Origin of the sequence: Variovorax sp. H27-G14 (assembly GCF_046156345.1) — a bacterium.
Classification (GTDB): domain Bacteria; phylum Pseudomonadota; class Gammaproteobacteria; order Burkholderiales; family Burkholderiaceae_C; genus Variovorax.
In genome coordinates, this window is the sequence record NZ_JAYLVN010000022.1 from 70,016 (window position 1) to 96,810 (window position 26,795).

Here is a 26,795-nt window from a genome sequence, read left to right on the forward strand (position 1 = left end):
ACTGCGCCTAACAACCCACGCCCCCATCCCAGCCTTCCCCCAGAGGGGGAAGGGGCCAATACCGGGGCGTGCATCGACGTGAACATTGCTCACCCCAGCATGGGTGCATGACCCAGCGGCCACGGATTCGCATCGTCCATCACCAGCCACTGGCGCGCGAGCGGCGCACCGTCTTCCTGCCACGCACCACGCGCAAGCGCCTGCTCGAGCGGGAAGATGTGTTCCATGTGGCCGCCGAGAGCGGCGTAGTCGTCGCGCCGCATGCTGAACTCGATGGGCGCCACGATGGCCGGCGTGGGCACGGTGCCGAAGCTGTTGTCGGGCATGCGCATGACGTCGGCCATCACGGTGATGCCGCCACCGGGCCACACATAGGCCGGTGCGCCGCCGCAGGTCACGTTCACCAGCGCGCGCTTGATGGCGCGCGTGAGCAGCACCGGGTTTTCTGTGACGCCCGCGCGCAGGCTGCCGCCCGCACCACCAAGAAACAGCACGGTGCACAGCGAAGGCTCGCAGTTCTCGCCGATGCGCTCCACGATGCGCTTCACCTCGACCGGCATCGGTTGCTCGACGGGCAGCAGCGCGTCGTCGAGCACGTACCACTGCGCATGCTCGCCGGTGGTGGAGGTCATGAGCAGGCGCAGGCCGGGGCGGGCCACGCCTTCTTCCCAGCCTTCGATGATGGAGAGCGGATCGGCGATGTCGGTGCCGCCCCAGCCGTTGCCTGGGTTGGCCACCTGAAAGTAGCGCCCGGGCGTCGACTTGCGCCCCAGCATGCGGATGCCCGAGGGCGCCATGTCGAGGCAGCGCCCGGCCTGGTGTTCGGTGAGCACGCCGGTGATGTGGTCGTCGACCACCACCACCTCGTCGGCCACGCCCGCGAACTGACGCGCGAAGATGCCGACCGCCGCGGAGCCGCAGCCCACGCGCATGCGCTGCTCTTCCACGCCGTTCACCACGGGCGCCTTGCCGGCCTGAATGACCAGCGTGGAGCCGCCGTCGATGGTGCACTCCACGGCCTTCTTGTTGCCCAGCAACTGCATCAGCTCGGCCGTCATGCGGCCCTCTTTCTTGCTGCCGCCGGTGAGGTGGTGCACACCACCGAGCGAGAGCATCTGCGAGCCGTACTCAGCCGTGGTGACGTGGCCCACCACCTCGCCGCGATAGCGCACATTGGCCTGCTCGGAGCCGAGGAAGCGGTCGGTGTCGATCTTCACCTTGAAGCTGCAGTAGCTGAAGATGCCTTCGGTGACCACGGTGACCATGTCCACGCCCTGGGCCCTGGAGGCCACGATGAAGGGCGCGGGCTTGTAGTCGGGGTAGGTGGTGGAGGAGCCCACGCCAGTGACGAACACTTCGTCGGCGTGCAGCAGGTCGCCGTTCCAGTCGGGGGCCTGGGCCGTGGCCTGTACCGCAGCTTCAGCGGTGGCGGGTTCAGCGGTAGTGGGTTCAGCGCCCGGGCGATCGAAGGGCACCAGCAGCGGCGCTTCGCTTTCGATCGTGCGGCGCAGCAGCACCACCGGGTCGACGCGCACCAGCACGCCTTCGCGGTTGGCGTAGCGGTCGCATGCGCCGGTGCGCCCGTCGGAGATCTGGCACAGCACCGGGCAGGCGTTGCACTCGACCTTGGCCGTGCTCATGCGCTCGTTGCGCGGCGGCGCCTTGCCGAAGGCGCCGGCCTCGGCGGGCACGGGCATGTCCATGCCGGGGAGGCCATCTGTCTTGGTGTGTTCTGTCATCGGGGCGATCTCGTGGGGCGTGTCAGGCATGTGTGAGGAACGAATCCGGTGCCGAGGTCTTTGCAACAAACGTGCCGCCCGAGTGCTTGTGCGGCGACTTCCGTTTGTGTAGCATTCCCTACACTTTCATGTTGCGTTCACTACATTCGCGATCAATGTAGCAAACGGGCCCGATGCTTGCAATGGTGTTTTCTCGCGATGTTTATCGGGGTTCTTCCGACCAACGACAATCGAGGGTTCGGAGCCGGCCGACGGTTTTCGCCCCAATGGCGTGCACGTCGGCTCAGCCAACCTCCCTTGTTTTCAACCAACTCTTGAGTTCCGTATGAGTGCATTCAGCGAAGAACGTGTCCTGAGCGTCCACCACTGGACCGACCGCCTGTTCACCTTCACCACCACGCGCGACCCGGCCTTGCGCTTCTCCAACGGCCACTTCACGATGATCGGGCTGAAGGTCAACAACAAGCCCCTGCTGCGCGCGTACAGCATCGTGAGCCCGAACTACGAGGAGCACCTGGAGTTCCTGAGCATCAAGGTGGAAGAAGGCCCGCTCACCTCCAAGCTGCAGCACATTCAGGTGGGCGACACCGTGATCGTGGGCCGCAAGCCCACGGGCACGCTGCTGATCGACTACACGCTGCCGGCCAAGCGCCTGTACCTGTTCGGCACCGGCACCGGCCTTGCACCGTTCATGAGCATCATCCGCGACCCGGAGACCTACGAGAAGTTCGAGCAAGTCATCCTGGTGCACGGCGTGCGCCAGGTCGACGAACTGGCCTACCACGACCTGGTGACCGACCACCTGCCCAAGCACGAGATCCTGGGCGAGATGATCGAAAAGCAGTTGCTCTACTACCCCACGGTCACGCGCGAGGAGTTTCGCAACCAGGGCCGCATCACCGACCTGATCGAGAGCAACAAGCTCACCGACGACCTCGGCCTGCCCCCGCTGAACGTCGCGGAAGACCGCGTCATGCTGTGCGGCAGCCCCGGCCTGCTGGTCGACCTGAAGCACATCCTGGAAAAGCGCGGCTTCAAGGAAGGCAACACGAGCACGCCGGGCGACTTCGTCGTCGAGCGCGCGTTCGCCGAGAAGTAATGTTGGCCCCCCGGCTTTTCACTCGCTTCGCTCGTGTAACTCCACCCCCCGTGGGGGAGGCGCGGTCCGCCTTGGGGCGGCCCGGCGGCGACCGCATCTCCCTTCATTGCGTGCATCGATGGAACGCAAGATAGCCGCCAAGCCCAAGCCCCAGCGACGCACGGGCGTGCGCGAAGCGGCTGCCCAGGCCACGCGCGACAGCATCCTGAAATCGGCGACCAAGGTGTTCGCCAAATACGGCTACGACGGCGGCAGCGTGGAGAAGATCTCCAAGGCCGCCAAGTCGTACGACCGCATGATCTATTACTACTTCGGCAGCAAGGAAGGCCTCTTCATTGCGGTGCTCGAAGGCATCTACAAGCGCATGGACGACGCCGAGGCCGCCATTGCGCTCGACGTGTCCCGCCCGGTGGAGGCGCTCACCGAAGTCATTCGCTTCGTGCTGGGCTACTACCGCAAGAACCCCGAGTTCGTCACGCTGCTGAACACCGAGAACCTGCACAAGGGCCGGCACATTTCGAAGTCGTTGCGTGCACGCGAGTACTCGTCGCGCGCGGTGGCCATCATCGAGGAGATTCTTGCCAGCGGCGCCGCGCAGGGGCTGTTCCGCAAGGACCTGGTGGCGCGCGACATCTACCTGCTGATTGCGTCCACGGGTTATTTCTACACCTCCAACCGGCACACGCTCACCGCCTTTCTGGGTGAGCCGCTGGAGTCGCCGGAGGCGATCACGCACTGGGAAAACTTCGTGATCGAGACGCTGCTGCGCACGGTGCGCGCGGACGAGCCACAAGACAACACACCACCCCACGAGGACACATCGAAATGGCAGAAATCGCAACCGGCGGCAAGTCGGGCAAGGTCGTCATCAAGAACATAGGGCTGCTGCTCTCGGGCGACATCGACAAGCCCATTCTGGACGCGGACACCATCGTGGTGAACGACGGGCTGATCGTGGCAGTCGGCAAGGAGAAAGACTGCGACCTCGAAGGCGCGCAGACCGTGATCGACGCGCGCAAGACCTGCGTGGCGCCCGGGCTGATCGACAGCCACGTGCACCCGGTGTTCGGCGACTGGACGCCGCGCCAGGGCCAGATCGGCTGGATCGACTCCACCATGCACGGCGGCGTGACCACCATGATTTCGGCGGGCGAAGTGCACCTGCCGGGGCGCCCCAAGGACATCGTCGGCCTGAAGGCTCTGGCCATCACCGCGCAGCGTGCCTTCGACAACTTTCGCCCCGGTGGCGTGAAGGTGCTGGCGGGCGCGCCGATCATCGAAAAGGGCATGGTCGAGAGCGACTTCAAGGAGCTTGCCGAGGCCGGCGTGAGCCTGCTGGGCGAGGTGGGCCTGGGCTCGGTGAAGGCCGGCTATGAAGCGAAAGAGATGGTGGCGTGGGCGCGCAAGTACGGCATTCAAAGCACCATTCACACGGGCGGCCCGTCGATTCCGGGCTCGGGCCTGATCGACAAGGACGTGGTGCTGGAGGCCGACGCCGACATCATCGGCCACATCAACGGCGGCCACACCTCGCTGCCCGAGGCGCATGTGTGCGAGCTGTGCGAGAAGAGCACGCGCGCCATCGAGATCGTGCACAACGGCAACGAGAAGGTGGCCATTGCCGCCGCCAAGGCCGCGCTGGAATTGAAGTGCCCGCACCGCGTGATTCTGGGCACCGACGGGCCCGCAGGCTCCGGCGTGCAGCCGCTGGGCATTCTGCGCATGGTGGCGATGCTGTCGTCCATCGCCAACATTCCGGCCGAGCTGGTGTTCTGCTTTGCCACGGGCAACACCGCGAAGGTCCGCAAGCTGAACTGCGGGCTGATCGAGGTGGGGCGCGATGCCGACTTCGTCTTCATGGACCGCGCACAGCATTCGCCCGCGCCGGGCCTGCTCGAAAGCGTGCAGCTGGGCGACATTCCGGGCGTGGGCATGGTGATGATCGACGGCATCGTGCGCTGCGGCCGCAGCCGGAATACGCCGCCTGCGACGGAGATTCCGGTGGTGGTGTCGGGCGCGCACTGAGCGCGGCGTTTCCTCTTGCTCCTTCCCCCTCTGGGGGAGAAGACAGACGCGGCTTGTATTGCTCCCTCTCCCCTTGGGGAGAGGGCTGGGGTGAGGGCCGACGGCGTTGGAAAGGGCGATGCTTTTGCGAAGGCACCAGCCCTCACCCTAGCCCTCTCCCGCAAGCGGGAGAGGGAACAAGACAGGAGAGCCGAGCCGACATCAGATGTGTTGCGGCCGTTGCTCCTTCCCCGGAAGGGGAGGGAGCAAGGCACCGCCTACTTCGCGCGAAACACCAGATAGCGCGCGGACAGAAAGTTCAAGGCGAGCCCCGCGCAACTGCCCAACGCCACGCCCGCCGCAGGCGCCCAGGCACCCGTCACCCAATGCAGCACGAGCACATACGCGCTGTAGTTGACGGCCGCACCACCCAGCATGGTCACCAGGTAGCCCAGGTATTCGCGAAGCACCGGGACGTCGGAGCGCCGCTCGGCAAAGGTGTAGCGCCGGTTCAGCGCCCAGGTCGCCGTTGCGGCTGCGAGAAAAGACAGCCCCCGCGCAACGTACCAGCCCAGCAGCGGCGCCAGCAGGTACAGCACCACCACGTCGACCACGAGCCCCGCCACGCCGACCACGGCGAAAGAAAGAAACTCGCGCCCGATCTTCATGGCGCGGCGCCGCAAGCCCGCTCGCGCACGCTCGGTATGGCAAGGTAGCGCAGGCGCTTGGCCTCCTGGCGCCCCAGCGTGACGGTGTGCATGACGATGCCGCACACGAAGGACAGCATCGCGCCCAGCATGGCGCCCGTGGCCAGCACCGCCGTGGGGAGCCGGGGCACCAGGCCGGTGTGCATGTAGGTCATGAGCAGCGGCACGACCAGCGCAATCGACAGCAGCACCAGCACACCCGCGATGGCGGAGAAGAACTGCAGCGGCCGCTCGCTCACGAACAGCTTGCAGATGGTCTTCAAGATGCGCCAGCCGTCGCGGTAGGTCGACAGCTTGCTCACCGAGCCTTCGGGCCGCGTGCTGTAAGCCGTGCTTTCTTCGGCATAGGGCATGCGCAGTTCGAGCGCATGCACGGTGAGTTCGGTCTCGGTCTCGAAGCCGCGCGACAGCGCCGGAAACGACTTGGCATAGCGCCGCGAGAACACGCGGTAGCCCGAGAGCATGTCGGTGAGCGCGCCGCCGAACAGCTGCGCCACGGCGCCGGTGAGCATGCGGTTGCCCAGCCGATGGCCGGCGCGGTAGGTGTGCGTGTCGTGGCCGTCGTCCACGCGGTTGCCCACCACCATGTCGAGGTTGTCGCGCACCAGGCGCTCGATGAGACGGCGCGCGGCGCCGATGTCGTAGGTGGCGTCGCCGTCGACCATCACGTACACGTCGGCCTCCACGTCGGCGAACATGCGCCGCACCACGTTGCCCTTGCCGCGCAAGGCCACGTGCGTGACGGTGGCACCAGCCGCGCGCGCAACGGCGGCGGTGTCGTCGCTGGAGTTGTTGTCGAAGACGTGGATCTCGGCCTCGGGCAGCGCGGCACGAAAGCCCGCGACCACCTGGGCGATGGCCAGGGCCTCGTTGTAGCAAGGGATGACCGCGGCGATGCGCAAGGCACGGCCAGGGGTGACGGGGGCTCCGGTATCGGTCATGGTGCTGCGGCGGGAAGAATACGGTAGACCCGGCTGCCGTCTTTCTCGTACTGCACCGCGAAGTATTTGTCGAAGTCGATGCGCGCGCTGAACACCGGCACCACCGAGTTCGGCAGCACGATGGCGGTGAAGCCCAGGCCGCCGAGCTTGCGGGCCAGGTCGCCGCCCGAGAGCGCGCCAAAGTCGGTGTAGCGCCATGGCCCGAGCGTGTCGCCCCAGATCGGGTTGGGGCCGTAGTAGATGGCCTCGTTCAGCGCAATCTGGTAGACGCGGCCGGTGGCGTTGTGGCGCAGGTAGTCCATGGCGGCGTAGCCCGGCACATGCTGGCGCAGCACGGCCTCGCGCGCCTCGGGCGTGGTCGAGACCATTGCTGTCTTCACCGCGGTCTGGCGCACCGCCACGGCGGCCAGCACGGCCAGCAGCAGCACGGGCACCCAGTCGCCGATGCGGGCGCCGCCGCGCGCGGTGTTGCGGCTCATGGCGCCCGTGGCCACGGCGGCTGTGCCTTGCGGGGTGCCTTGCGGGATGTCTTGCCCAGTGCCTTGCGAGCGGTTGGCGCCGAACAGCCGGCGCAGGCCGGTGGCGGCCCAACTGAACAGCACCTGCCAGCCGATCGCCGCAACGGCGGCCAGCAGCGGGAACGAGGCCATCAGGTAGCGCGGGTAGCGCGATGTCACGACCCACACCACCACCGAGTACAGGCAGAACCAGCCGGCAGCACGCACCGCGGCCGAGCGCTTCCACCAGATGCTGAAGGGCGCGAAGAACACCGACCAGATCAGCGCGTTGGGCAGTTCGGCGTGCACGCGCACGTCGGCCACCTGCTGCACGTAGTCGGCCGGCGTCCAGTCGGTGAAGCCGAACACGCGCGCGCCGATCGGGTTGAACGGGTCGCCCGTCATGACGGCGTTGCGCGCGTACCAGTAGATGCACGGCAGCAGGAAGCAGCCGAACACCAGCGCCCAGGCCTTGGCCCGGCGCTCATGGCGAACGACGAACAGCGCCACCAGCGGCAGAAAGATCAGCGCCTGGTACTTCGAGCCGGCCGCCACCCCAAGGCAGAACGCGGCCACGCCAAGCCAGCGCATGCCGCCCTGCGTCGCATTGTCAGGCAAGTTCGCGACGTTCGGCACCGACTCGCGCCACCACCACAGCGCCACGCACGCCGACAGCACGAACATGGCCACGCCCATGTCGATCAGCGCGTTGGAGTAGTCGCCCAGCCCCAGCCAGATGGCAGCGCCGATGCAGGCCGTGAGCCGGTTCACGTGCAGCATGCCGAGCCGGTAGATCATCACCACCGACAGCGCGCCCGCCAGGGCGTTGAGAAAGTGCGGCAGCACGTCGTCGCCCACCTGCAGCGCGGCGGCGTAGAGCAGGTTGTAGTTGTACGGAAACCAGGGGTAGCGCAGCCACCCGTGGATGCCCAGCGAGCCCTGCTCGGCCACCTGGCGCGCATACGGCAGGTGGTACATCAGCTCGTCGAAGGCGATGGGCGGGGCCAGCGGCGCCACCAGCGCGGGCAGCGCCACCAGGGCCAGCGCGATGGCCGCGATGCGCTCCACGCGAGTCCACGGCGCGGTGGCAACGAGGGCACCGTGGGCGTGCAAGGCACGCCGCTCGCGCAGCCACGGCGGCAGCTGCACGGCAGCGGCCACGAAGCCCGCGGCCACCAGGGCCACGGTGGCGCCGGTCTTGAAGGCGCCGAAGATGGCCAGCGCCTGGAAGGCACAGATGAACAGGCCCACGCCCAGTGCCACGGCCATGGCCGCTTCGAGCCCCACATCGCGGCGCGGCGGGGGGGCCAGGCGGGCGAGCAGCGCGCGGCCGTAACCCCAGCAGCTGAACACGAAAACCGCCAGTGCCGCGTAGTGCGCGGCTGCAAACATCAGCTTCTGAATAACAACTCCCGGCGCCGGTCGGCCACGCCGGCCGGCAGGTTCAAAGGTTCGGCGCCAGCAGGCGCTCGAGCTCGGCTTCGCTTTGCTTGCGCCGCGCGGCCTGGTCCTGCAACTGGTCGTGCCCGATCTTGCCGACGTTGAAGTACGTCGCGTCGGGGTGACTCAGGTAGAAACCACTCACGCTGGCGGCGGGCATCATAGCGAGGCTCTCCGTCAGGGTCATGCCGATGTCCGCGCAACCCAGAAGGTCGAACATCGGGCCCTTCACGCTGTGGTCGGGGCACGCGGGGTAGCCTGGCGCGGGGCGAATGCCGCGGTACTTCTCGGCAATCATGTCCTCGTTGCTCAGCCCCTCGTTGGCCGCGTAGCCCCACAGGTCGGTGCGCACGCGGTGGTGCATCGCCTCGGCGAAGGCCTCGGCCAGCCGGTCGGCCAGGGCCTTGAGCATGATGGCCGAGTAGTCGTCCAGGTCGTCGATGAAGTACTTCTCTTTTTTCTCGACGCCCAGGCCGGCCGTGACGGCGAACATGCCCACGTAGTCCTTCAGGCCGCTGTTTTTGGGCGCGACAAAGTCCGACAGGCAGCGGCTCGGGCGCATCACGCCGTCGATCATCTGCTTCTCGGTCTGCTGGCGCATGCCGTACCAGGTGAGCGCCACTTCGCTGCGGCTTTCGTCGGTGTACAGCTCGATGTCGTCGTCGTTCACCGTGTTGGCCGGCCAGAAGCCGACCACGCCGCTGGCGCTGAGCCAACGCCCTTCAATGAGGCGCTTCAACATGCGCTGGCCGTCGGCGTACACGCGCACAGCCTCGGTGCCGACGACTTCGTCCTTCAGGATGGCCGGGAACGGGCCCGCCAGGTCCCAGGTCTGGAAGAACGGGCCCCAGTCGATGTACCTGGCCAGCTCGGTCAGGTCGAAGTTCTTGAACAGGCGCCGGCCGATGAACTTGGGCACCGGCGGCAGGTGGTTCGCAAAGTCGACCGGGGTCTTGTTGGCGCGCGCCTTGGCCAGCGGCCACATCGGCACCTGCTTCTTGTTGGCGTGCTGGTGGCGCACCTTGTCGTAGTCGGCGTTGATGTCGGCGATGTACGCGGCGGCCTGGTCGGAGAGCAGGCTCTGCGCCACGCTCACGCTGCGCGAGGCGTCGGGCACGTAGACCACCGGGCCTTCGTAGTGCGGCGCAATCTTCACGGCCGTGTGCACGCGGCTGGTGGTGGCGCCGCCGATCATGAGCGGAATCTTCTTGATGCGGAAATGGTCGTCGCGCTGCATCTCGCCGGCCACGTACTGCATTTCTTCCAGGCTGGGCGTGATCAGGCCGCTCAGGCCCACGATGTCGGCGCCCTCCACCTTGGCACGCGCCAGAATTTCGTGGCACGGCACCATCACGCCCATGTTCACCACTTCGAAGTTGTTGCACTGGAGCACGACGGTGACGATGTTCTTGCCGATGTCGTGCACGTCGCCCTTCACGGTGGCGATGATGATCTTGCCCTTGGTGCGCACGTCGCGCCCCGCGGCCTCGTCGCGCAGCTTTTCTTCCTCGATGTAGGGCAACAGGTGGGCCACGGCCGACTTCATGACGCGGGCCGACTTGACCACCTGCGGCAGAAACATCTTGCCGGCGCCGAACAGGTCGCCCACGATGTTCATGCCGTCCATGAGCGGGCCTTCGATCACGTGCAGCGGCCGCCCGCCCTTGGCCAGAATCTGCTGGTAGGCCTCTTCGGTGTCTCCCACGATGAAGTCGGTGATGCCGTGCACCATGGCGTGCGACAGCCGCTGGTTGACGTGCACCGGGTTCTCCGGCGTGCCGCGCCACTCGAGGCGTTTGCTCTCGTCCTTGGCGCCGCTCTTCGCGGTTTCTGCCACTTCCACCAGGCGCTCGCCCGCGTCGGGGCGGCGGTTGAGCACCACGTCTTCCACACGCTCGCGCAAGGTCGGCTCCAGGTCGTCGTACACGCCCACCATGCCGGCGTTGACGATGCCCATGTCCATGCCCGCCTGAATCGCGTGGTACAGAAACACGGTGTGAATGGCCTCGCGCATCGGGTCGTTGCCGCGAAAGCTGAAGCTCACGTTGCTCACGCCGCCCGACACCTTGGCGCCCGGCAGGTTCGCCTTGATCCAGCGCACCGCGTTGATGAAGTCGACCGCGTAGTTGTCGTGCTCCTCGATGCCGGTGGCAATGGCGAAGATGTTGGGGTCGAAGATGATGTCTTCGGGCGGAAAGCCCACCTCGTCGACCAGGATGCGGTAGGCCCGCTCGCAGATTTCCACCTTGCGCGCATAGGTGTCGGCCTGACCCTTCTCGTCGAAGGCCATCACCACGGCGGCGGCGCCATAGCGGCGCACCAGCTTGGCCTCGTGCTTGAACTTGTCCACGCCCTCCTTCATGGAGATGGAGTTGACGATGCCCTTGCCCTGAATGCAGCGCAGGCCGGCCTCGATGACCTCCCACTTCGAGCTGTCGACCATCACCGGCACGCGTGCGATGTCGGGCTCGCTGGCAATGAGGTTCAGAAAGCGGACCATGGCGGCCTTGCTGTCCAGCATGGCCTCGTCCATGTTGATGTCGATCACCTGCGCGCCGTTTTCCACCTGCTGGCGCGCCACGGCCAGGGCCTCTTCGAACTGGCCGTTCAGGATCATCCGCGCGAAGGCCTTGGAGCCGGTGACGTTGGTGCGCTCGCCGATGTTGACGAACAGCGTGTCCGCGCCGATGGCGACCGGTTCGAGACCGGAGAGCTTCATGGGCGGCGGAACGGCCGACGCAGCGGACGAGAAAGATGAATCTGAAGTGTCGGGAGCGGGAATCTGGGACATGGCCTCACCTGCGGAAGAGTCGAACAGGCGAGCGTCGTTGTCGCCCCAAGCCTGACAGTTGGCCTGAAAGGCCAACCGCTGCAACGCTCCTTGGGAATTTGCCTATTTTATGGCGATTCGAAACCGAACAAGGGGAAACCCCGGCTTGCACCGCGCCACCAATCCACAGAATCCACCCCGCGTTCCGAACGAACGTTCGTTTTTTTCAACGTGAAGGGAGAGAGACAAATGACCACCCGAAATGCACCGCTGCGCACTGCAGCCACCACCCTGCGCGCCGTGGCGCTGTGCTGCGGCCTCGCCGCCGCCGCGGCAACCGCAGCCCCGGCCCATGCGGCCTCCGAGGAGGCCAGAACCAAGTACCCCGTGGTGCTGGTTCATGGCCTGCTCGGCTTCGACAACGTGCTGGGCATCGACTACTTCTACAGGATTCCCGGCACGCTGGCCGAAGCGGGCGCCAAGGTCTACGTGGCCAAGGTCTCCGCCGCCAACACGTCGGAAATCCGCGGGGAACAACTGCTGAAAGAACTGCGAACGCTGCGGGCGTTGTCGAAGAACCCCTCGCAAAAGTACAACCTCATCGGCCACTCGCAAGGCTCGCCCACGGCGCGCTATGTCGCTGCCGTGCAACCCGATCTGGTCGCTTCGGTCACGTCGGTGAGCGGGCTGAACGGCGGCTCGGGCGTGGCGGATCTATTGGCCAGCCCAAGCATGAACTTACTCCTCCACGTGGTGGTTTTGCCGCTGATCAATAACTGGACAGGAAAGACCAACTTCCTTAGCGGCAGCAACGCGAACCTGCGGCCCGACGAACCACTGGGCGCGCTGGCCTCGCTGACCACGGCGAGTGGCGCGGCGTTCAACGCCAAGTACCCGCAGGGGCGGCCCGCACCCGGCGCTTCGTGTGACGTGAAGAGCGGCCCGGCCGTGGTCAACGGCGTGCGCTACTACTCGTGGTCCGGCGCGTCGACCGGCTACAGCCTGCTGGACCCGACCGACTTTCTACTGGCCGCCATCGGCAATATGGTCTTCGGCGGCCAGCCCAACGACGGCATGCTCGCGACCTGCAGCACGCGGCTTGGCACGCATCTGGGCGACTACCGCCACAACCACCTGGACACAATCAACCATGTACTTGGCAACACCCAGCACGGCCTGTTCTCGTACCGCGAGAAGGCGGTACCCGAGATATTCAAGGAGCACGCCGTGCGCCTGAAGAACGCCGGGCTCTGAGGACCGTTTGATGCACATCCGCTGGATCCTCGGGGGCGCAGGCTGCGCTGCATTGGTCGCCCTCGGCATCTGGCTGGTGGCGGGTCGCGACACGGTCGATGCCACGCAAGCGCCAGGGGCCGGCCACGAGACCGAGGCGGCAGCGAAGGCGTTGCCGGGCCCCGAGCGCCCTGCGCCGCAGGCGCCGGCCGCGGTGGACGCGCTGCTGAGCAGCGACCTGGTCGCGGTGTTCGAGAAGGTCCTGTTCGAAGCACAGGCGCCCGACAAGGCCACGCTGATGGCCCGGGCGCCCGCCCTGCTCGCCAAGCACCTGCGCGAAGACTGGCGCGTGCGCGCGCTGGGCCTGCTGGAACGTTACGTCGACATGCAGGAAGCCCTGCGCGCCCAGCAGCCGCCCGCCGCCGACGACCCGGGCTACCTGCGCCGAGCACTGAAGGTGCGCGAGGCCCTGCTGCGGCAGTACTTCAGGCCCGAGGAGGTCGAGGGCCTGTTCGGCGAGCAGATGCGGCACGACAACTTCATGGCCGACAAGCTGGAGGCGCTTGCCAACCCCGCCCTCACACCGGAGCAACGCGCCGCCGCACTCGAACAGAGCGAGCAAGCGTGGCTGTCGCAGGCGCAGCGCGAAGCGCGCAAGGAGGCGGTGGCCCACGGCGACGCCATGCGCCAGACCGATGCGCTGGACGTGAGCGGCGCCAGCCCGCAGGAGCGCTTTGCCGCGCGCAGCGAGACCTACGGTCACGAGGTGGCACGCAACCTTGCGGCGCTCGACCAGCAAAACCAGGAATGGAATACCCGCCTCGACTACTACGCCCGGGCCTCCGAAACCGAACAGGCCCAGCTGCGCGAGACGCTCTTCAGCGAGTCGGAACGGCTGCGCCTGAGCGCAGCCCTGGCGCTGCGCGCCGCCAATGCCCGCCAGCAGGCGGGCGGCAAGGAATAAGTAAGCGCAGGCTTATGCGGGCTGTGCGTCGCCCATGGCGGAGGCCGGCAGGCCGAACACGCGGTCGAAGGCCCAGTTGAAGACGAAGGTGTAGACCAGGAAGAACACCACCAGGCCCAGGTCCATCACCAGTGCCTGCCAGAGCGACACGCCCAGCCCCCAGGCGAACATGGGCACCAGAAAGGCGATCAGCCCACCCTCGAAGCCGATGGCGTGGGCGATGCGCCGGCGCACGCTGCGCCCGCGCACGGCCTGGCGCGACTCCCAGCGCTCGAACAGCGCGTTGAAGATCAGGTTCCAGATCACCGCGATGACCGACGCGCCCACCGCCAGCACGCCCGAATGGCCGAGGCCCGCGTCCGTCATCAGTGCCAGCCCCGCGCTGGCGGCGACGATGGCAATGCCTTCATAAAGGCTGATGTAAACGATGCGACGTTGAATGCCCTGCATGACTTTTCTCTTGGTTCGTGACTGCGATAACTGGACTTTATGTGTCGTTCGCTGATATAAAAAGTTAACTTGTTTCAGTTTTATTGATAGGTCTGGCGCCATGGCTTTCTCCAGCGACACCGTCGAGGTCTTTCTGGCCGTGATCGACCACGGCTCGTTTTCGGCTGCGGCGCGAGCGCTGCGCAAGGTGCCGTCGGCCGTGAGCATGGCCATTGCCAACCTGGAGGCCGAGCTCGACCTGCCGCTGTTCGACCGCAGCGGCCGCGAGCCCCAGCCCACGCCCGCCGCCCGCTCGCTGGAGCCGCAGGCGCGGCTGCTGGCGGCGCAGTTGCGGCAGCTGCAGGTGCAGGCGCTGGCACTGACCCAGGGGCTGGAAGACCGGCTCACGCTGGCCATTGCGCCCGAGCTGCTGGCGGCGCCGTGGAGCGGCCCGCTGGCCGAGCTGGCGCGTGAGCATCCGCTGCTGCAGGTCGAGGTGCTGGCCGCGCCGCAGGCCGATGCGCTGGCGCTGCTGCACAGCGGCCGCGCCCAGCTGGCGCTGGTGTTCGAGCGCCCGAGCCTGGACGGCCGCGAGGGTTTTCAGGAGGTCGGCAGCGACCTGATGGTGGCCGTCATCGCGCCTGACCACCCCGTGCTTGCCGCCAACGGCGGCCGGTTGCGCGAGGACCACCTGACCAACACCCGCCAGATCGTGGTGGCCGGGCGCGACCTGGCCACCAGCGACCCGCGCTTCGTGTTCGCGCGGCACGTCTGGCGCACCGACAACGCGCTGGCCGCGCTGAGCCTGATCACCGCCGGGCTGGGCTGGGGCTGGCTGCAGCGCAACTTCACCAAGCCGCACGTGGCGGCGGGCGTGCTGATAGAAATTCCGTTCGAAAACCTCAGCAACGGACTCGACCTGTGGGTCGATGTGGTGTGGTCGCGCGAGCGGCCGCTGGGGCTGGGCGCGCAGCGCTTCGTGCAGTTGATCGCGCGGGACCGGCAGGCGGCCGCGGGGGTCGTGAAGCCGCCGGCTCAGGCCGCCTCTTTGTAGAACCCGGCGTTGTTGCCCCCCAGCGCGCGCCCCGCAACAGGCGCCACGGCCCGGCCGATGGCCGCGATGTGGTCCGGCGTGGTGCCGCAGCAGCCGCCCACGATGTTCACCAGCCCCGCCGCCGCAAACTCGTGCAGCAGGCGCGAGGTGACGTCGGGCGTTTCGTCGAAGCCGGTGTCGCTCATCGGGTTGGGCAGGCCGGCGTTCGGGTAGCAGCTGATGAAGGTGTCGCCGGCCACGCGCGCCAGCTCCTGGATGTACGGGCGCATCAGCGCCGCGCCCAGCGCGCAGTTCAGGCCGATGGCCAGCGGCTGCGCATGGCGCACGCTGTGCCAGAAGGCGGTGACGGTCTGCCCGCTCAGGATGCGGCCGGAGGCGTCGGTGACGGTGCCGCTGATGATCAGCGGCAGCCGGTTGCCGCTGTTGTCGAAGTATTCGTCCACCGCGAACAGCGCGGCCTTGGCGTTGAGCGTGTCGAAGATGGTCTCGACCAGAATCACGTCGGCCCCGCCCTCGACCAGCGCCTCGGTCTGCTCGTAGTAGGCCGCGCGCAGCGACTCGAAGTCGACGTTGCGCGCGCCGGGGTCGTTCACGTCGGGGCTGATGCTCGCGGTCTTGGGCGTCGGGCCAAGGGCGCCGGCCACGAAGCGCGGCTTGTCGGGTGTGCTGAACTTGTCGCAGGCCTGGCGCGCCAGCCTGGCGGATTCGAGGTTCATCTCGCGCGCCAGGTGGGCCATCTTGTAGTCCTCCTGCGCGATGGTGGTGGCGCCGAAGGTGTTGGTCTCGATCAGGTCGGCGCCGGCCGCGAGGTAGCTCTCGTGGATGTCGCGGATCACGTCGGGGCGCGTGAGCGAGAGCAGCTCGTTGTTGCCCTTCACGTCGCGCTCGAAGTCCTTGAAGCGCTCGCCGCGGTACTGCTCCTCGGTGAGCTTGAAGCGCTGGATCATCGTGCCCATGGCGCCGTCGAGGATGGCGATGCGTTGCGCGAGGATGCCGGGCAATGCCTGGCCGTGGGTGTAGATGACAGGCTTCATAGCCTCCGATTGTAGAAACCGGCAGCCGGCCCTGATGCCGGTCAGCCCTTTTTCACCGCTTCAATCGGTCAACGCTTCAACCCTTCAAACCTTCAACCCTTCGCGGGACGCTCCACATGCGCCAGCACCGCCTCCAGCATGTCCCGCACATACGGCTTCACGCCCGCCGCCACCTCGGGTAGGTAGTCGAAGGGCAGCGCCTCCTGCATGTAGCTGGACTGCGTCATCTCCAGCTGCACCGCGTGCACGCCGCCGGCCGGGTTGCCGTACTGGCGCGTGATGTGGCCGCCCTTGAAGCGGCCGTTGAGCACGGCCGTGTAGCCCGTGGCCAACTTGCCGATGCCCAGCAGCGTCTCGGCCAGCGCGGGGTCGCAGCTGGCGCCGTTGGCGGTGCCCAGGTTCAGGTCGGGCAGCTTGCCTTCGAAGAAGCGCGGCAGCACCGAGCGGATGGAGTGCGCGTCCCACAGCGCCACGGTGCCGTGCACGGCCTGCAGGCGGTCGAGCTCGGCCTGCAGTTGGCGGTGGTACGGGTGCCACACGGCGTCGCGGCGCTGGGCGACTTCGTCGTCGCCCGGCACGTCGGCCGCGTCGGCATACACCGGCGTGTCGTCGAAGGTGTCGACCGGGCACAGGCCGGTGACGCTCTGGCCCGGGTACAGGCTGGCGCCGTCCGGCGGACGGTTCAGGTCGACCACGTAGCGCGAGTGCGTGGCCGCGAGCACCGAGGCGCCCAGCGCGTCGGCAAAGTCGTAGAGCAGTTCGAGGTGCCAATCGGTGTCGGGCACATGGCGCGCTTCGTCGGTGAAGCGCGCGGCCAGCGCGGGTGGCACATGGGTGCCGACATGGGGCATCGAGATCAGCAGCGGGCGCGTGCCCTGGCGAAAGCGAAATGGCGGCTCGGTGGTGGTGAAGGCCATGAGGGAGTCAGTCCTTGAGTAGTTGGGTGCGCGCGGCCACAAAGGCCGCGGCCGCCTCGCCGTGCAGCGCATGGCGGCCGGCCGACACGCGCGCGCGGCCCGCCACCCACACGGTGTCGATGGCCGAGGTGCGGTGGCTCGCGAAGACGTGGGCAGAGAGCATATCGGGCGCGCTCAGGCCCTGCAGCGCGAGGTGCGATGCGTCGAGCGCAATGAAGTCGGCCTGCTGGCCCACGGCCAATCCGCCCACGGCGCGGCCGGTCGCCTGCGCGCCACCGCGCACCGCGTCCAGCGTGAAGGCGGTGGCCACATGCGGCTGTGCCGCCGTGGCGCCCACGTTGCGCTGGCGCTTGCCAAGGCGCTGGCTGTATTCGAGCATCAGCAGCTCTTCCGCCGCGTTCACGCTGGCGTGGCTGTCGGAGCCCACGCCCCAGGCACCGCCGTGGCCGCGCCACTTGGCAAAGTCGAAGATGCCGTCGCCCAGGTTGGCTTCTGTCGTCGGGCACAGGCCGGCCACCGCGCCGCTCTGGGCCGCGTACTCGTACTCGGCGTCGTTCATGTGGGTGGCGTGCACGAGGCACCAGCGCGCGTCGACCGGCGCATGGTCGAGCAGCCACTCGACCGGGCGCAGGCCGCTCCAGGCCACGCAGTCGTCCACCTCCTTGGTCTGCTCGGCAATGTGGATGTGGATGGGCGCGGTGCGGTCGATGGCGTCGAGCCCCGCAATGGCGTCGCGCAGGCCTTCGGGCGGCACGGCGCGCAGCGAGTGCGGCGCAAGGCCCAGGCGCGCGCCCTGCGCGTCGCACACCGGCTTTAGCGCTTCGAGCAGGCGCAGCATCGACTCGGTCGAACGGATGAAGCGGCGCTGCCCGTCGGTGGGCGGCATGTCGCCGAAGCCGCCGGTCTGGTAGAGCACGGGCAGCAGCGTGAAGCCGATGCCGGTCTTCTCTGCGGCGCGCAGCAGTGCCAGGCTCAGCGTGGCGTCGTCGGCGTACGGGCGGCCATCGACGTCGTGGTGCACATACTGGAACTCGCACACGCTGGTGTAGCCGGCCTCCAGCATCTCGGCGTAGAGCCAGGTCGCGATGGCCTCCATGTGCCGCGGGCCGAGGCGCGCGGCAAAGCGGTACATCAGCGTGCGCCAGCTCCAGAAGCTGTCTTGCTGTTCGGCACGGTGTTCGGTGAGGCCGGCAAAGGCGCGCTGGAAGGCGTGCGAATGCAGGTTGGGCATGCCGGGGATCAGCGGGCCGCTGACGACTTGCGTGTCGGCGGGGCGTTGCACGCCGGCCTGCACCTGCGTGAGCTGGCCGGCGTCGTTCCACGCCAGAAGAACGTTCTTGGCCCAGCCTTCGGACAGCAGCGCATCGGCCGCAAAAAGCGTGTGCGTCATGCGGCGGCTCCCACGGCGATGCGGCCTTGCCGCACCACGGTGCTCACCGGCCGCTGGCCGAACCAGTAGGCCAGCTCGGCCGCTTCGCGCACGTGCCACAGCACGAAGTTGGCGGGCATGCCGGGTGCGATGGCGCCGTGCGTGGCCTGCAGGCCCAGCGCGCGCGCAGCATGCACGGTGATGCCGTCAAGGGCCTCGGGCACGGTGAGGCGGAACAGTGTGCAAGCCATGTTGACCATCAGCAAAAGACTCAGTGCCGGCGACGTGCCGGGGTTGTGATCGGTCGACACCGCCATCGGTACGCCCGCGGCGCGCAGTGCGTCGATGGGTGGCAGGTGCGTGTCGCGCAGCGTGTAGTAAGCGCCCGGCAGCAGCACGGCCACGGTGCCCGAGCGGCGCATCGCCTCGATGCCCTCGGCCGACAGATGCTCGATGTGGTCGCACGAGAGCGCGCCGTAGCGCGCGGCCAGCGCGGCCCCGCCCATGTCCGACAGCTGCTCGGCATGCAACTTCACCGGCAGGCCCAGCGCCTTCGCGGCCTGGAAGACCTGCTCGGTCTCGGCGAGCGAGAAGGCGATGCGCTCGCAGAACACGTCGACCGCATCGACGAGGCCTTCGGCCGCGAGCGCGGGCAGCATCTCTTGGCAAACCAGATCGATGTAGTCGCCACTGCGGCCTGCGTACTCGGGCGGCAGCGCATGCGCGCCAAGAAAGGTGGTGCGCACGGTCACGCCATAGGCCTCGCCCAGGCGCCGCGCCACGCGCAGTTGCTTGCGCTCGTGTTCCAGCGAAAGACCGTAGCCCGACTTGATTTCGATCGCGCACACGCCGTCGGCGAGCAGCTGTTCGAGCCGCGCCGCGGCCTGCGCGAAGAGCGTGCCTTCGTCGGCCTCGCGCGTGGCGCGCACCGACGAGACGATGCCGCCACCGGCCTTGGCCACTTCTTCGTACGTGGCGCCGGCCAGGCGCATCGCGAATTCGTTGGCACGCTGGCCGCCGTAGACCAGGTGCGTGTGGCAGTCGACCAGGCCCGGCGTGACGAGGGCACCGCCGCCGTCGTGCGGCACGAGGTCCGCGAAGTCGGCGGGCAATGCGCCGTGTGCGCCGACCCAGCGGATCGACCCTTGCGCGACCACGATGGCGGCTTGCGCGTCGGGCTCGGCCACTAGGCGCAGGCCGGTCCAGAGGCCGTCGGCCGAAGGCAATTCGTTGGCGGGTTTCATCTCGTTCTTTGTTGTCGCTGTTGTCGTTTTTTTGCGGCTCAGGCCGGCACGATGCGCACCGCGATCAGTCGCGCATCGGCGCCCTCGGGCACGGCGTGCCAGGCCTGCGCCGCGTCGGCCCATTGAAGGCCCTCGCCTTGCCGGCAAGCTTCGTCGTTCAGGCGCCATGTGCCGCGCAGGGCCAGCAGCGCGCCATGCGGCGCGGCCTCGATGGCCGTTGCGCTGTCGAGCACCCGCACATCGGCGCGCCACTGGCCGCGCCGCGTCATCACGTTGAAGTCGTTCGAGGCACCGCCGAGCAGCGTGCAGTCGATGGCCTCGTCGCCGCTGAAGGCGAAGGGCTGATGCGGCACGTCGAGCGCGTGGTCGATGCGCGCGTCGTGCGTGAAGAGGCGCACGCCGTCGCCCTCCAGAAGCATGATGCTGCGGTCGATGCCAGCGAACACCGAGAACGGCCCCGGTGCGGCGATGGTGGCGATGCTGACGCGCCAGCCGAACGTGTCGAGCGCCGCGCCCTCGGGCCAGCTGCAGATTTGCTGCGTGGTGCCGCCACCGTTTTTCCAGGGCATGACGGGGAGCGTGGCGCGGGAGAATTTCTGTGCGCCGCTCATGTGTACCCCTCTTGCTCCTTCCCCTTCCGGGGGAAGGCTGGGATGGGGGCAAGCGGCGTCTGTTCGGCGCAGTGCTTCATCGAGCGCCGCGTGCCCCCACCCCGACCCTCCCCCGGGAGGGGAGGGAGAAATTCGAATACCAACGCGCCGCTCATCGCATCAACCCGCCCTGCCGCAGCTTCTGCTCGAAGTGCCGCAGCACCAGCGTCATCGTGCCGGTCAGCACGAAGTAAACCAGCGCAATGGCCAGGTACACCTCCAGCGACCGGTAAGACACGCTGATGATCTTCTGCCCCTCGTGCATCACGTCATGGATGGTCAGCAGCGACACCAGCGCCGAGTTCTTGATGAGCGCGATGAACTCGTTGCCCAGCGGCGGAATCATGCGCACCACCGCCTGCGGCAGCACGATCTGGCGCATGGCCGTGCCGGGCGTCATGCCCAGCGATTGCGCGGCCATGGTCTGGCCCTTGTCGATCGACTGGATCGCGCCGCGCACGATCTCCGACACGTACGCGCCCGAGTACACGCCCAGCCCCAGCACGCCGCACAAAAAGGCCGGCAGCAGAATGCCGAAGTGCGGCAGGCCGAAGAACAGAATGAACAGCTGCACCAGCAGCGGCGTGCCGCGAATGGCCGCCACATACGCCGTGCACACGCCGTAGACCCAGCGCCGTTTCGGGTTCAGCCGGCCGATGCCGACCAGCAGGCCCAGCACGCAGCCCAGCGCCAGTGCGCACGCGGTGATTTCCACCGTGACGAGCGCGCCGCGCAGCAGGTCGGGCCAGCCCTGCCAGACGGGCGAGAAATCGAGATCCATGGTGCTTCGCGCTCAGGAATTACTTGGCGGTGGCGTTGAACCACTTGTTGACGATTTGCGCGTAGGTGCCGTCGGCCTTGAGCTTGTCGATGGCGCCGTTCACGGCCTTGGTGAGCTCTGGCGTGTCCTTGCGAATGGCCATGCCGTATTCCTCGGTGGTGATCTGCTCTGGCAGCACCTTCAGGCCGCCGCGCGTGCGCACGTACTGGTAGGCGGCGGGCTTGCCGGTGACGGCGGCGTCGGCACGGCCAATGTCCACCAGCGCGAACATCTCCTGGTTCTTCTCGACTTCCTGCAGTTGCACCTGCGGGTACTTCTCCTTGGTGAAGGCCACCGACTTGGTGCCCACCTGCACGCTGACCTTCTTGCCATTGATGTCGGCCGGCGTCTTGATGGTGGTGTTGCCTTCTTTCACCATCACCACCAGGCCGCCCGCGTAGTACGGCACGGTGAAGTCGACGACCTTCTTGCGCTCGTCGGTGATGTAGATGCCCGACACGGCCATGTCGAAGCGCTTGGAGATCAGGCCCGGCACCAAGCCCTTGAAGTCGATGTCGATCCACTCGATCTTGCGGCCCAGCGTCTTTCCGATGGCCTCGACCAGCTCCACGTCGAAGCCGGTGCGCTTGCCGTTCTCCACGAACTCCATGGGCGGGAAGGTGGCGTCGGTGGCCACGCGCAGCGGCTCGCCCTGGGCGTGCGCGCCGGCGGCAAGGCCGAACAGGCCGACGAAGGCAAGGCTGGAGAGTGCGGCGGCGACAAGGGTGCGGCGGGTGTTCATGGCGAGGGGCTTTCGTGGGGGAAGAAGGAGGACGAAGGAGGAAGAAGTGAGAGGGAAAAAGCAGCGCGCAACTACGGCAGGGCGCGGGAGATGCGGGCCGCCGTGACGACGGTCATGTGGAGCAATGCAGCTTCCATGCCCTCGACGCGCGTGAGCGGCGCCATGAGCGTGATCGCGCCGCGCAAACGCCGGCCCGACGCCAGCACCGGCGCGCTCGCGCCCCACACGCCGGCATCGACCTCCCCATGCGTCACGGCATGGCCGGCTTCGCGGATGGCGTCGAGCTCGGCGGCACGTTCGGCGCGGCGCTCGGGGCTTTCGTCGAAGCCTTCGAGCAAGGCGTCACGCTGGTCCGTGGGCAGGTGGGCCAGCAGGCACTTGGCGCTGGCGCCGTCGCGTGCGGGCACGCTGCGGCCGCGGTCGAAGGAGCAGCGCAGCGACTGCTCGCTGTCGATCATCTCCAGGCACACGACGCGGTCGTTCACCACCGTGACCAGCGCCACGCTCTCGTGGGTCTGGCGGGCCAGCTCGCGCATGTCGGCGCGCGCGGCCATCACAAGGTCGGAGTTGCCGTCGAAGCCGCTGGCGAGCTGCACGCTCACCGGGCCCGGCGAGTAGCGCCCGTCCGACTCCATCACGAAGCCCCAGCGCCGCAGCGTGGCGACCTGGCGGTACAGCGTGCTCTGCGACAGGCCGGTGGCCTGCACCAGCTCGGCCGCCGTCATCGCCGTCTTGCTCTGCGCCAGCACCGACAGCACGAACAGCGCGCGGTCGTTGTGGGTGGGAGCTTCGGTCGGGGGCGTCATCGGAGGCGTTCTAGGAGGCGTTCCAGGAGGCATTCGCAAAGATGTCGAAAGAGGGGCCGGCGTGCAGTATCTTGCTCGCCGTTCTCACCTCCAACCCTTTATTCCCAATGATTGGGAATGGCTGCGTTTTTTCTTTCTACCTTCGCCTTACCGCCGCCCTCCACTGCCCCCGACTGCCCCCGCCCTCACTTCACCATCGGCAGCTTCAGCCCCTTCGCCTTGGCCGTGGCCACCGCGATGTCGTAGCCCGCGTCGGCATGGCGCATGACGCCGCTGGCCGGGTCGTTCCACAGCACGCGCTCGATGCGCTTGGCCGCCGCGTCGGTGCCGTCCGCGACGATCACCACGCCCGAGTGCTGCGAGTAACCCATGCCCACGCCGCCGCCATGGTGCAGGCTGACCCAGGTGGCGCCGCCCGCGGTGTTGAGCAGTGCGTTGAGCAGCGGCCAGTCGCTCACCGCGTCGGTGCCGTCCTTCATGGCTTCGGTCTCGCGGTTGGGGCTGGCCACCGAGCCGGTGTCCAGATGATCGCGGCCGATGACGATGGGCGCCTTCAGCTCGCCGTTCTTCACCATCTCGTTGAAGGCCAGGCCCGCGATGTGGCGCTCGCCCAGGCCCAGCCAGCAGATGCGCGCCGGCAGGCCCTGAAAGGCGATGCGCTCGCGCGCCATGTCGAGCCAGCGGTGCGTGTGGGTGTTCTCGGGGAACAGCTCCTTGATCTTGGCGTCGGTCTTGTATATGTCTTCGGGGTCGCCCGACAGCGCCACCCAGCGGAACGGGCCCTTGCCTTCGCAGAACAGCGGGCGGATGTAGGCGGGCACGAAGCCGGGGAAGTCGAAGGCGTTTTTCACGCCCTCGTCGAACGCGACCTGGCGGATGTTGTTGCCGTAATCGACCGTGGGAATGCCCATGGCCTGGAAGTCGAGCATGGCCTGCACATGCACGGCGCACGATTTGGCGGCGGCCTTCGTCAGCGCGTCGTGTTGCGACGGGTCTTTCATCGCGGCCTGCCATTGCGGCACGCTCCAGCCCGAAGGCAGGTAGCCGTTGATCAGGTCGTGCGCGGAGGTCTGATCGGTCACCAGGTCGGGCTTGTGCCCACCGGCCTGGGCGCGCTTCACCAGCTCGGGAAGGATGTCAGCCGCGTTGCCCAGCAGCGCGATCGACACGGCCTCCTTGGCGTCGGTGTGCTGCTTGATGAGCTCCAGCGCATGGTCGATGTCGCGTGCCTGCTTGTCGACGTAGCGCGTGCGCAGGCGAAAGTCGATGCTGGCCTGCTGGCATTCGATGTTGAGCGACACCGCCCCCGCCAGCGTGGCGGCCAGCGGCTGCGCGCCGCCCATGCCGCCCAGGCCGGCCGTGAGGATCCACTTGCCCGCCAGGCTGTTGCCGTAGTGCTGGCGGCCGGCTTCGACGAAGGTCTCGAAGGTGCCCTGCACGATGCCCTGGCTGCCGATGTAGATCCAGCTGCCGGCCGTCATCTGGCCGTACATGAACAGGCCCAGGCGGTCGAGCTCGTTGAAGTGCTCCCAGTTGGCCCACTTGGGCACAAGGTTCGAATTGGCCAGCAGCACGCGCGGCGCGTTCTCGTGCGTCTTGAACACGCCGACCGGCTTGCCCGATTGAATGAGCAGGGTCTCGTCGTCGTTCAGTTCTTTCAGCGACGCCAGGATCTGGTCGTAGCACTCCCAGTTGCGCGCGGCACGGCCGATGCCGCCGTACACCACGAGGTCTTGCGGGCGCTCGGCCACCTCGGCGTCCAGGTTGTTCTGCAGCATGCGGAACGGCGCTTCGGTGAGCCAGCTTTTGCAGTTGAGCTCGCTGCCGCGCGGGGCGCGAATCACGCGGGTCGGGTCGTGGCGCGGGTCGGTGGCGGCGGCAGCGTCGGTGGTGTTCATGGCAAATTTGTCGGGAGCGTTCATGGCGTGGTTCTCCTAATCGGTGAGGTTTTACGAGTGACTGGGCAGGATGTCGAGCAGCGCGGCCGGCAGCGCGGCCGCCAGCGCCCACTGGCGCATGGCTTCGATGTCGGGCGCGAGGTAGCGGTCGCGCTCCAGGAAGGCGACCTTCTGGCGAATGGCGGCGAACTCGGCCTCCACCAGCGGCGAGCTCTTGAGCCCGCGCTTCAGTTCGATGCCCTGCGCGGCAGCCATGGCCTCGATGCCGACCACCACCGCGGTGTTGTTGACCATGTCGGCCAGGCGGCGTGCCGCGAAGGTGGCCATCGACACATGGTCTTCCTGGTTGGCCGAGGTGGGCAGGCTGTCGACGCTGGCGGGGTGCGCGAGCGACTTGTTCTCCGACGCCAGCGCGGCGGCCGTCACCTGCGCGATCATGAAGCCCGAATTGAGCCCGCCATCGCGCACCAGGAACGGCGGCAGGCCCGACAGGCCCGTGTCCAGCAGCAGCGCGATGCGGCGCTCGGCAATGGCGCCCACTTCGCTGATGGCCAGCGCAATGATGTCGGCGGCAAAGGCGACCGGCTCGGCGTGGAAGTTGCCACCCGAGATCACCTCGCCGGTGTCGACGAACACCAGCGGGTTGTCCGACGCGGCGTTGGCCTCGATCACCAGCACGCGCGCGGCATGCGCCAGGTTGTCGAGGCAGGCGCCCATCACCTGTGGAATGCAGCGCACCGAGTACGGGTCTTGCACGCGGCCGCAGTCGGCATGCGAGGGCACGATGTCGCTGCCCTCTAGCAGCGTGCGCACAGCGCCCGCCACGGCAATCTGGCCGAACTGGCCGCGCGCGGCGTGGATGCGTGCGTCGAAGGGCTTGATGGAGCCCTGTATAGCTTCGAGCGACAGCGCGCCCGACATCAGCGAAGAAGCAAACACGTCTTCCGCGCCGAACAGGCCGAACAGCGCCAGCGCGGTCGACACCTGGGTGCCGTTGAGCAGCGCCAGGCCTTCCTTGGGGCCCAGCACGAAGGGTTCGAGGCCGATGCTGCGCATGGCCTCGGCACCGCCGACGACCCGGCCGTCGGCCAGCGTCGCCTCGCCTTCGCCGATCAGCACGCAGGCCATGTGCGCGAGCGGCGCCAGGTCGCCCGACGCGCCGACCGAGCCCTTGCACGGAATGCTGGGCATGACGCCCGCGTTGAAAAGCGCCAGCAGCGCATCGACCAGCGCGGGCCGCACGCCCGAGTGCCCGCGCGCCAGGCTCACCGCCTTGGTCGCCAGCACCATGCGCACCACCGGCGCGGCCAGCGGCTGACCCGTGCCCACGCTGTGCGACAGCACCAGGTTGCGCTGCAGCTCGGCCAGGTGGTCGTTGCCGATGCGTGTGCTGGCAAGCTTGCCGAAGCCGGTGTTGATGCCGTAGACGACCTGGTCGTTCTCCACGATGTGGCGCACCGCGGCCTCCGCGCGCAGCATGCCGTTGCGCACCGACGGGTCGAGCGACAGCCGCACGCCACCGGCCTGGATGCGTCGCAGCATCGCCAGATCGACCTGGCCGGGCGTGAGGGTCAGGGAGGCATTGGAAGCGTCTGGGGTGGTGGTGTGTGTGCTGGTCATGTGAACCTGTCTATACAAGTAGGGGCGAGAGAAAACGAAGGGTCTTCGTGGACGGAAAAAAATCAGCCGAAGGTGGGGTTGCCGTCGGCCCTGAAGCGGCTGCCCAGGCTGTAGCGCGAGGCGGGGTGCAGGCAGCGCACCCAGGTGACGGGGGTGTTGCGTGTCCAGGTGCGGCGCGTGAGCAGCAGGCACGGGTCTGTGAGTGCCATGGCGAGCCGGTCGGCCTGCTCCTGGTTGGGCAGCACGGCGTCGACGACGTGTTCGATCTGGTCGAAGGGCACGTTGCGCACGAGGTACTCGCTGGGCGGCATGGTGCTGAAGTCTTGCTCGAGGTAGTCGGGCACGACCTGGGGGTTGACGTAGCGTTCTTCGAGCTGCACGGGCGTGCCGTTTTCCAGGTGCAGGCACACGCTGTGGAACACCGAGGCACCCGCGTGCAGGTCGAGCCAGGCGGCCACGTCGGGCGATGCGGCGATGCGTTCGACTTCGATCATGTCGCAGCGGTAGTCGTGCCCGCGCTGGCGGATTTCGCTGGCGATGTTGGCGATCTGCAGCAGGGTGGACTGCGGTTTGTTCTCGGCCACGAAGCTGCCGACGCCGGCCACGCGGGTGATGCGGCCCTGTTCAACCAGTTCGCGCAGTGCGCGGTTCACGGTCATGCGCGCCATGCCGAACTGGGCGACGAGTTCGTGTTCGGACGGCAGGCGGTGGCCGGGGGGCCAAGTGCCGTCCTGGATCTTGCGGGAGATGTGGTCTTTGACTTGCGCGTAGAGCGCGAGGGTGGGGAGGTCGCGTTTCATGCTTGTTGCTTTTGTTTT

The 26,795-nt window shown here is 67.6% G+C and carries 23 protein-coding genes and 1 riboswitch; of the genes, 6 read left to right on the forward strand and 17 right to left on the reverse strand.

The window, feature by feature from the left end:
* Positions 1-89: 89 nt before the first annotated feature.
* On the reverse strand, positions 90-1,739 hold the full coding sequence (locus tag VLK31_RS31480) for a 6-hydroxynicotinate reductase (protein WP_409172416.1): 1,650 nt from the start codon (positions 1,737-1,739) through the stop codon (positions 90-92).
* 325 nt (positions 1,740-2,064) lie between these two features.
* Between VLK31_RS31480 and VLK31_RS31485 the strand changes: the two genes are divergently transcribed.
* From VLK31_RS31485 to VLK31_RS31495, 3 genes are all read left to right on the forward strand, one after another.
* Entirely contained in the window at positions 2,065-2,838 is a 774-nt protein-coding gene (locus VLK31_RS31485; protein ID WP_409172417.1) for a ferredoxin--NADP reductase, read from the forward strand.
* 118 nt (positions 2,839-2,956) lie between these two features.
* On the forward strand, positions 2,957-3,718 hold the full coding sequence (locus VLK31_RS31490) for a TetR family transcriptional regulator (protein WP_409172418.1): 762 nt from the start codon (positions 2,957-2,959) through the stop codon (positions 3,716-3,718).
* Positions 3,664-4,863, forward strand: a complete 1,200-nt coding sequence (locus tag VLK31_RS31495; RefSeq protein WP_409172419.1) for an amidohydrolase family protein — start codon at positions 3,664-3,666, stop codon at positions 4,861-4,863. Before VLK31_RS31490 ends, VLK31_RS31495 begins: the two co-directional genes overlap by 55 nt.
* Positions 4,864-5,120: 257 nt before the next feature.
* On the opposite strand, the gene VLK31_RS31500 is transcribed toward VLK31_RS31495, so the two are convergent.
* From VLK31_RS31500 to metH, 4 genes are read right to left on the reverse strand one after another with little or no spacing between them, the layout of a single operon-like run.
* Complete coding sequence (locus tag VLK31_RS31500) at positions 5,121-5,510, reverse strand: GtrA family protein (protein ID WP_409172420.1); 390 nt, start codon at positions 5,508-5,510, stop codon at positions 5,121-5,123.
* Entirely contained in the window at positions 5,507-6,490 is a 984-nt protein-coding gene (locus VLK31_RS31505; RefSeq protein ID WP_409172421.1) for a glycosyltransferase, read from the reverse strand. The genes VLK31_RS31500 and VLK31_RS31505 overlap by 4 nt, the downstream gene beginning before the upstream one ends.
* Complete coding sequence (locus VLK31_RS31510; RefSeq protein WP_409172422.1) at positions 6,487-8,379, reverse strand: ArnT family glycosyltransferase; 1,893 nt, start codon at positions 8,377-8,379, stop codon at positions 6,487-6,489. Before VLK31_RS31510 ends, VLK31_RS31505 begins: the two co-directional genes overlap by 4 nt.
* 52 nt (positions 8,380-8,431) lie before the next feature.
* Positions 8,432-11,146, reverse strand: a complete 2,715-nt coding sequence (gene metH, locus VLK31_RS31515) for a methionine synthase (protein WP_409172452.1) — start codon at positions 11,144-11,146, stop codon at positions 8,432-8,434.
* 94 nt (positions 11,147-11,240) lie between these two features.
* A riboswitch (S-adenosyl-L-homocysteine riboswitch) is annotated at positions 11,241-11,314 on the reverse strand.
* A 132-nt stretch (positions 11,315-11,446) separates the two neighbouring features.
* On the opposite strand from metH, the gene VLK31_RS31520 reads away from it, so the two are divergent.
* Together VLK31_RS31520 and VLK31_RS31525 are read left to right on the forward strand one after the other, a co-directional pair.
* A complete protein-coding gene (locus VLK31_RS31520; RefSeq protein WP_409172423.1) occupies positions 11,447-12,451 on the forward strand; it encodes an esterase/lipase family protein in 1,005 nt (334 codons plus the stop codon).
* Positions 12,452-12,461: 10 nt separating this feature from the next.
* Positions 12,462-13,394, forward strand: a complete 933-nt coding sequence (locus tag VLK31_RS31525; RefSeq protein WP_409172424.1) for a lipase secretion chaperone — start codon at positions 12,462-12,464, stop codon at positions 13,392-13,394.
* A gap of 12 nt (positions 13,395-13,406) precedes the next feature.
* Here the strand turns inward: VLK31_RS31525 and VLK31_RS31530 are convergent, their stop codons facing one another.
* Entirely contained in the window at positions 13,407-13,844 is a 438-nt protein-coding gene (locus tag VLK31_RS31530) for a PACE efflux transporter (RefSeq protein ID WP_409172425.1), read from the reverse strand.
* A gap of 100 nt (positions 13,845-13,944) precedes the next feature.
* On the opposite strand from VLK31_RS31530, the gene VLK31_RS31535 reads away from it, so the two are divergent.
* Positions 13,945-14,877, forward strand: a complete 933-nt coding sequence (locus VLK31_RS31535) for a LysR family transcriptional regulator (protein WP_409172426.1) — start codon at positions 13,945-13,947, stop codon at positions 14,875-14,877.
* On the opposite strand, the gene VLK31_RS31540 is transcribed toward VLK31_RS31535, so the two are convergent.
* The 11 genes from VLK31_RS31540 to hutC all read right to left on the reverse strand — a co-directional run bounded on the left by VLK31_RS31540 (position 14,859) and on the right by hutC (position 26,777).
* Positions 14,859-15,911 (reverse strand): homocysteine S-methyltransferase family protein, encoded by a 1,053-nt coding sequence (locus VLK31_RS31540; protein ID WP_409172427.1) that lies wholly within the window; start codon positions 15,909-15,911, stop codon positions 14,859-14,861. The two genes, VLK31_RS31535 and VLK31_RS31540, sit on opposite strands and share 19 nt — an antisense overlap.
* A gap of 92 nt (positions 15,912-16,003) precedes the next feature.
* Entirely contained in the window at positions 16,004-16,828 is an 825-nt protein-coding gene (gene hutG / locus VLK31_RS31545) for an N-formylglutamate deformylase (RefSeq protein ID WP_409172428.1), read from the reverse strand.
* A gap of 7 nt (positions 16,829-16,835) precedes the next feature.
* Entirely contained in the window at positions 16,836-18,218 is a 1,383-nt protein-coding gene (locus tag VLK31_RS31550; RefSeq protein WP_409172429.1) for a formimidoylglutamate deiminase, read from the reverse strand.
* Complete coding sequence (hutI, locus tag VLK31_RS31555; protein WP_409172430.1) at positions 18,215-19,441, reverse strand: imidazolonepropionase; 1,227 nt, start codon at positions 19,439-19,441, stop codon at positions 18,215-18,217. The genes VLK31_RS31550 and hutI overlap by 4 nt, the downstream gene beginning before the upstream one ends.
* 38 nt (positions 19,442-19,479) lie before the next feature.
* Positions 19,480-20,052, reverse strand: a complete 573-nt coding sequence (locus VLK31_RS31560; RefSeq protein WP_409172431.1) for a HutD family protein — start codon at positions 20,050-20,052, stop codon at positions 19,480-19,482.
* A 151-nt stretch (positions 20,053-20,203) separates the two neighbouring features.
* Positions 20,204-20,872, reverse strand: a complete 669-nt coding sequence (locus tag VLK31_RS31565) for an amino acid ABC transporter permease (RefSeq protein ID WP_409172432.1) — start codon at positions 20,870-20,872, stop codon at positions 20,204-20,206.
* Between the two features lie 19 nt (positions 20,873-20,891).
* Positions 20,892-21,653: a transporter substrate-binding domain-containing protein gene (locus VLK31_RS31570; RefSeq protein ID WP_409172433.1), complete on the reverse strand. Its 762-nt coding sequence runs from the start codon at positions 21,651-21,653 to the stop codon at positions 20,892-20,894.
* A gap of 71 nt (positions 21,654-21,724) precedes the next feature.
* On the reverse strand, positions 21,725-22,459 hold the full coding sequence (locus VLK31_RS31575; RefSeq protein ID WP_409172434.1) for an IclR family transcriptional regulator: 735 nt from the start codon (positions 22,457-22,459) through the stop codon (positions 21,725-21,727).
* Positions 22,460-22,644: 185 nt separating this feature from the next.
* Positions 22,645-24,381, reverse strand: coding sequence for a urocanate hydratase (hutU, locus tag VLK31_RS31580; RefSeq protein ID WP_409172435.1), 1,737 nt, complete (start codon positions 24,379-24,381; stop codon positions 22,645-22,647).
* A 27-nt stretch (positions 24,382-24,408) separates the two neighbouring features.
* The gene (gene hutH, locus VLK31_RS31585; protein ID WP_409172436.1) at positions 24,409-25,977 is read right to left on the reverse strand and encodes a histidine ammonia-lyase; all 1,569 of its coding nucleotides are present in this window, start codon (positions 25,975-25,977) and stop codon (positions 24,409-24,411) included.
* Positions 25,978-26,039: 62 nt separating this feature from the next.
* Entirely contained in the window at positions 26,040-26,777 is a 738-nt protein-coding gene (gene hutC, locus VLK31_RS31590) for a histidine utilization repressor (RefSeq protein WP_409172437.1), read from the reverse strand.
* Between the last annotated feature and the right edge of the window lie 18 nt (positions 26,778-26,795).

Bases quoted from the DNA above. Each gene is read 5' to 3' on its own strand.
- VLK31_RS31480 (WP_409172416.1), bottom strand. From the start codon at position 1,739: ATGACAGAACACACCAAGACAGATGGCCTCCCCGGCATGGACATGCCC.
- VLK31_RS31485 (WP_409172417.1), top strand. From the start codon at position 2,065: ATGAGTGCATTCAGCGAAGAACGTGTCCTGAGCGTCCACCACTGGACC.
- VLK31_RS31490 (WP_409172418.1), top strand. From the start codon at position 2,957: ATGGAACGCAAGATAGCCGCCAAGCCCAAGCCCCAGCGACGCACGGGC.
- VLK31_RS31495 (WP_409172419.1), top strand. From the start codon at position 3,664: ATGGCAGAAATCGCAACCGGCGGCAAGTCGGGCAAGGTCGTCATCAAG.
- VLK31_RS31500 (WP_409172420.1), bottom strand. From the start codon at position 5,510: ATGAAGATCGGGCGCGAGTTTCTTTCTTTCGCCGTGGTCGGCGTGGCG.
- VLK31_RS31505 (WP_409172421.1), bottom strand. From the start codon at position 6,490: ATGACCGATACCGGAGCCCCCGTCACCCCTGGCCGTGCCTTGCGCATC.
- VLK31_RS31510 (WP_409172422.1), bottom strand. From the start codon at position 8,379: ATGTTTGCAGCCGCGCACTACGCGGCACTGGCGGTTTTCGTGTTCAGC.
- metH (WP_409172452.1), bottom strand. From the start codon at position 11,146: ATGAAGCTCTCCGGTCTCGAACCGGTCGCCATCGGCGCGGACACGCTG.
- VLK31_RS31520 (WP_409172423.1), top strand. From the start codon at position 11,447: ATGACCACCCGAAATGCACCGCTGCGCACTGCAGCCACCACCCTGCGC.
- VLK31_RS31525 (WP_409172424.1), top strand. From the start codon at position 12,462: ATGCACATCCGCTGGATCCTCGGGGGCGCAGGCTGCGCTGCATTGGTC.
- VLK31_RS31530 (WP_409172425.1), bottom strand. From the start codon at position 13,844: ATGCAGGGCATTCAACGTCGCATCGTTTACATCAGCCTTTATGAAGGC.
- VLK31_RS31535 (WP_409172426.1), top strand. From the start codon at position 13,945: ATGGCTTTCTCCAGCGACACCGTCGAGGTCTTTCTGGCCGTGATCGAC.
- VLK31_RS31540 (WP_409172427.1), bottom strand. From the start codon at position 15,911: ATGAAGCCTGTCATCTACACCCACGGCCAGGCATTGCCCGGCATCCTC.
- hutG (WP_409172428.1), bottom strand. From the start codon at position 16,828: ATGGCCTTCACCACCACCGAGCCGCCATTTCGCTTTCGCCAGGGCACG.
- VLK31_RS31550 (WP_409172429.1), bottom strand. From the start codon at position 18,218: ATGACGCACACGCTTTTTGCGGCCGATGCGCTGCTGTCCGAAGGCTGG.
- hutI (WP_409172430.1), bottom strand. From the start codon at position 19,441: ATGAAACCCGCCAACGAATTGCCTTCGGCCGACGGCCTCTGGACCGGC.
- VLK31_RS31560 (WP_409172431.1), bottom strand. From the start codon at position 20,052: ATGAGCGGCGCACAGAAATTCTCCCGCGCCACGCTCCCCGTCATGCCC.
- VLK31_RS31565 (WP_409172432.1), bottom strand. From the start codon at position 20,872: ATGGATCTCGATTTCTCGCCCGTCTGGCAGGGCTGGCCCGACCTGCTG.
- VLK31_RS31570 (WP_409172433.1), bottom strand. From the start codon at position 21,653: ATGAACACCCGCCGCACCCTTGTCGCCGCCGCACTCTCCAGCCTTGCC.
- VLK31_RS31575 (WP_409172434.1), bottom strand. From the start codon at position 22,459: ATGACGCCCCCGACCGAAGCTCCCACCCACAACGACCGCGCGCTGTTC.
- hutU (WP_409172435.1), bottom strand. From the start codon at position 24,381: ATGAACGCTCCCGACAAATTTGCCATGAACACCACCGACGCTGCCGCC.
- hutH (WP_409172436.1), bottom strand. From the start codon at position 25,977: ATGACCAGCACACACACCACCACCCCAGACGCTTCCAATGCCTCCCTG.
- hutC (WP_409172437.1), bottom strand. From the start codon at position 26,777: ATGAAACGCGACCTCCCCACCCTCGCGCTCTACGCGCAAGTCAAAGAC.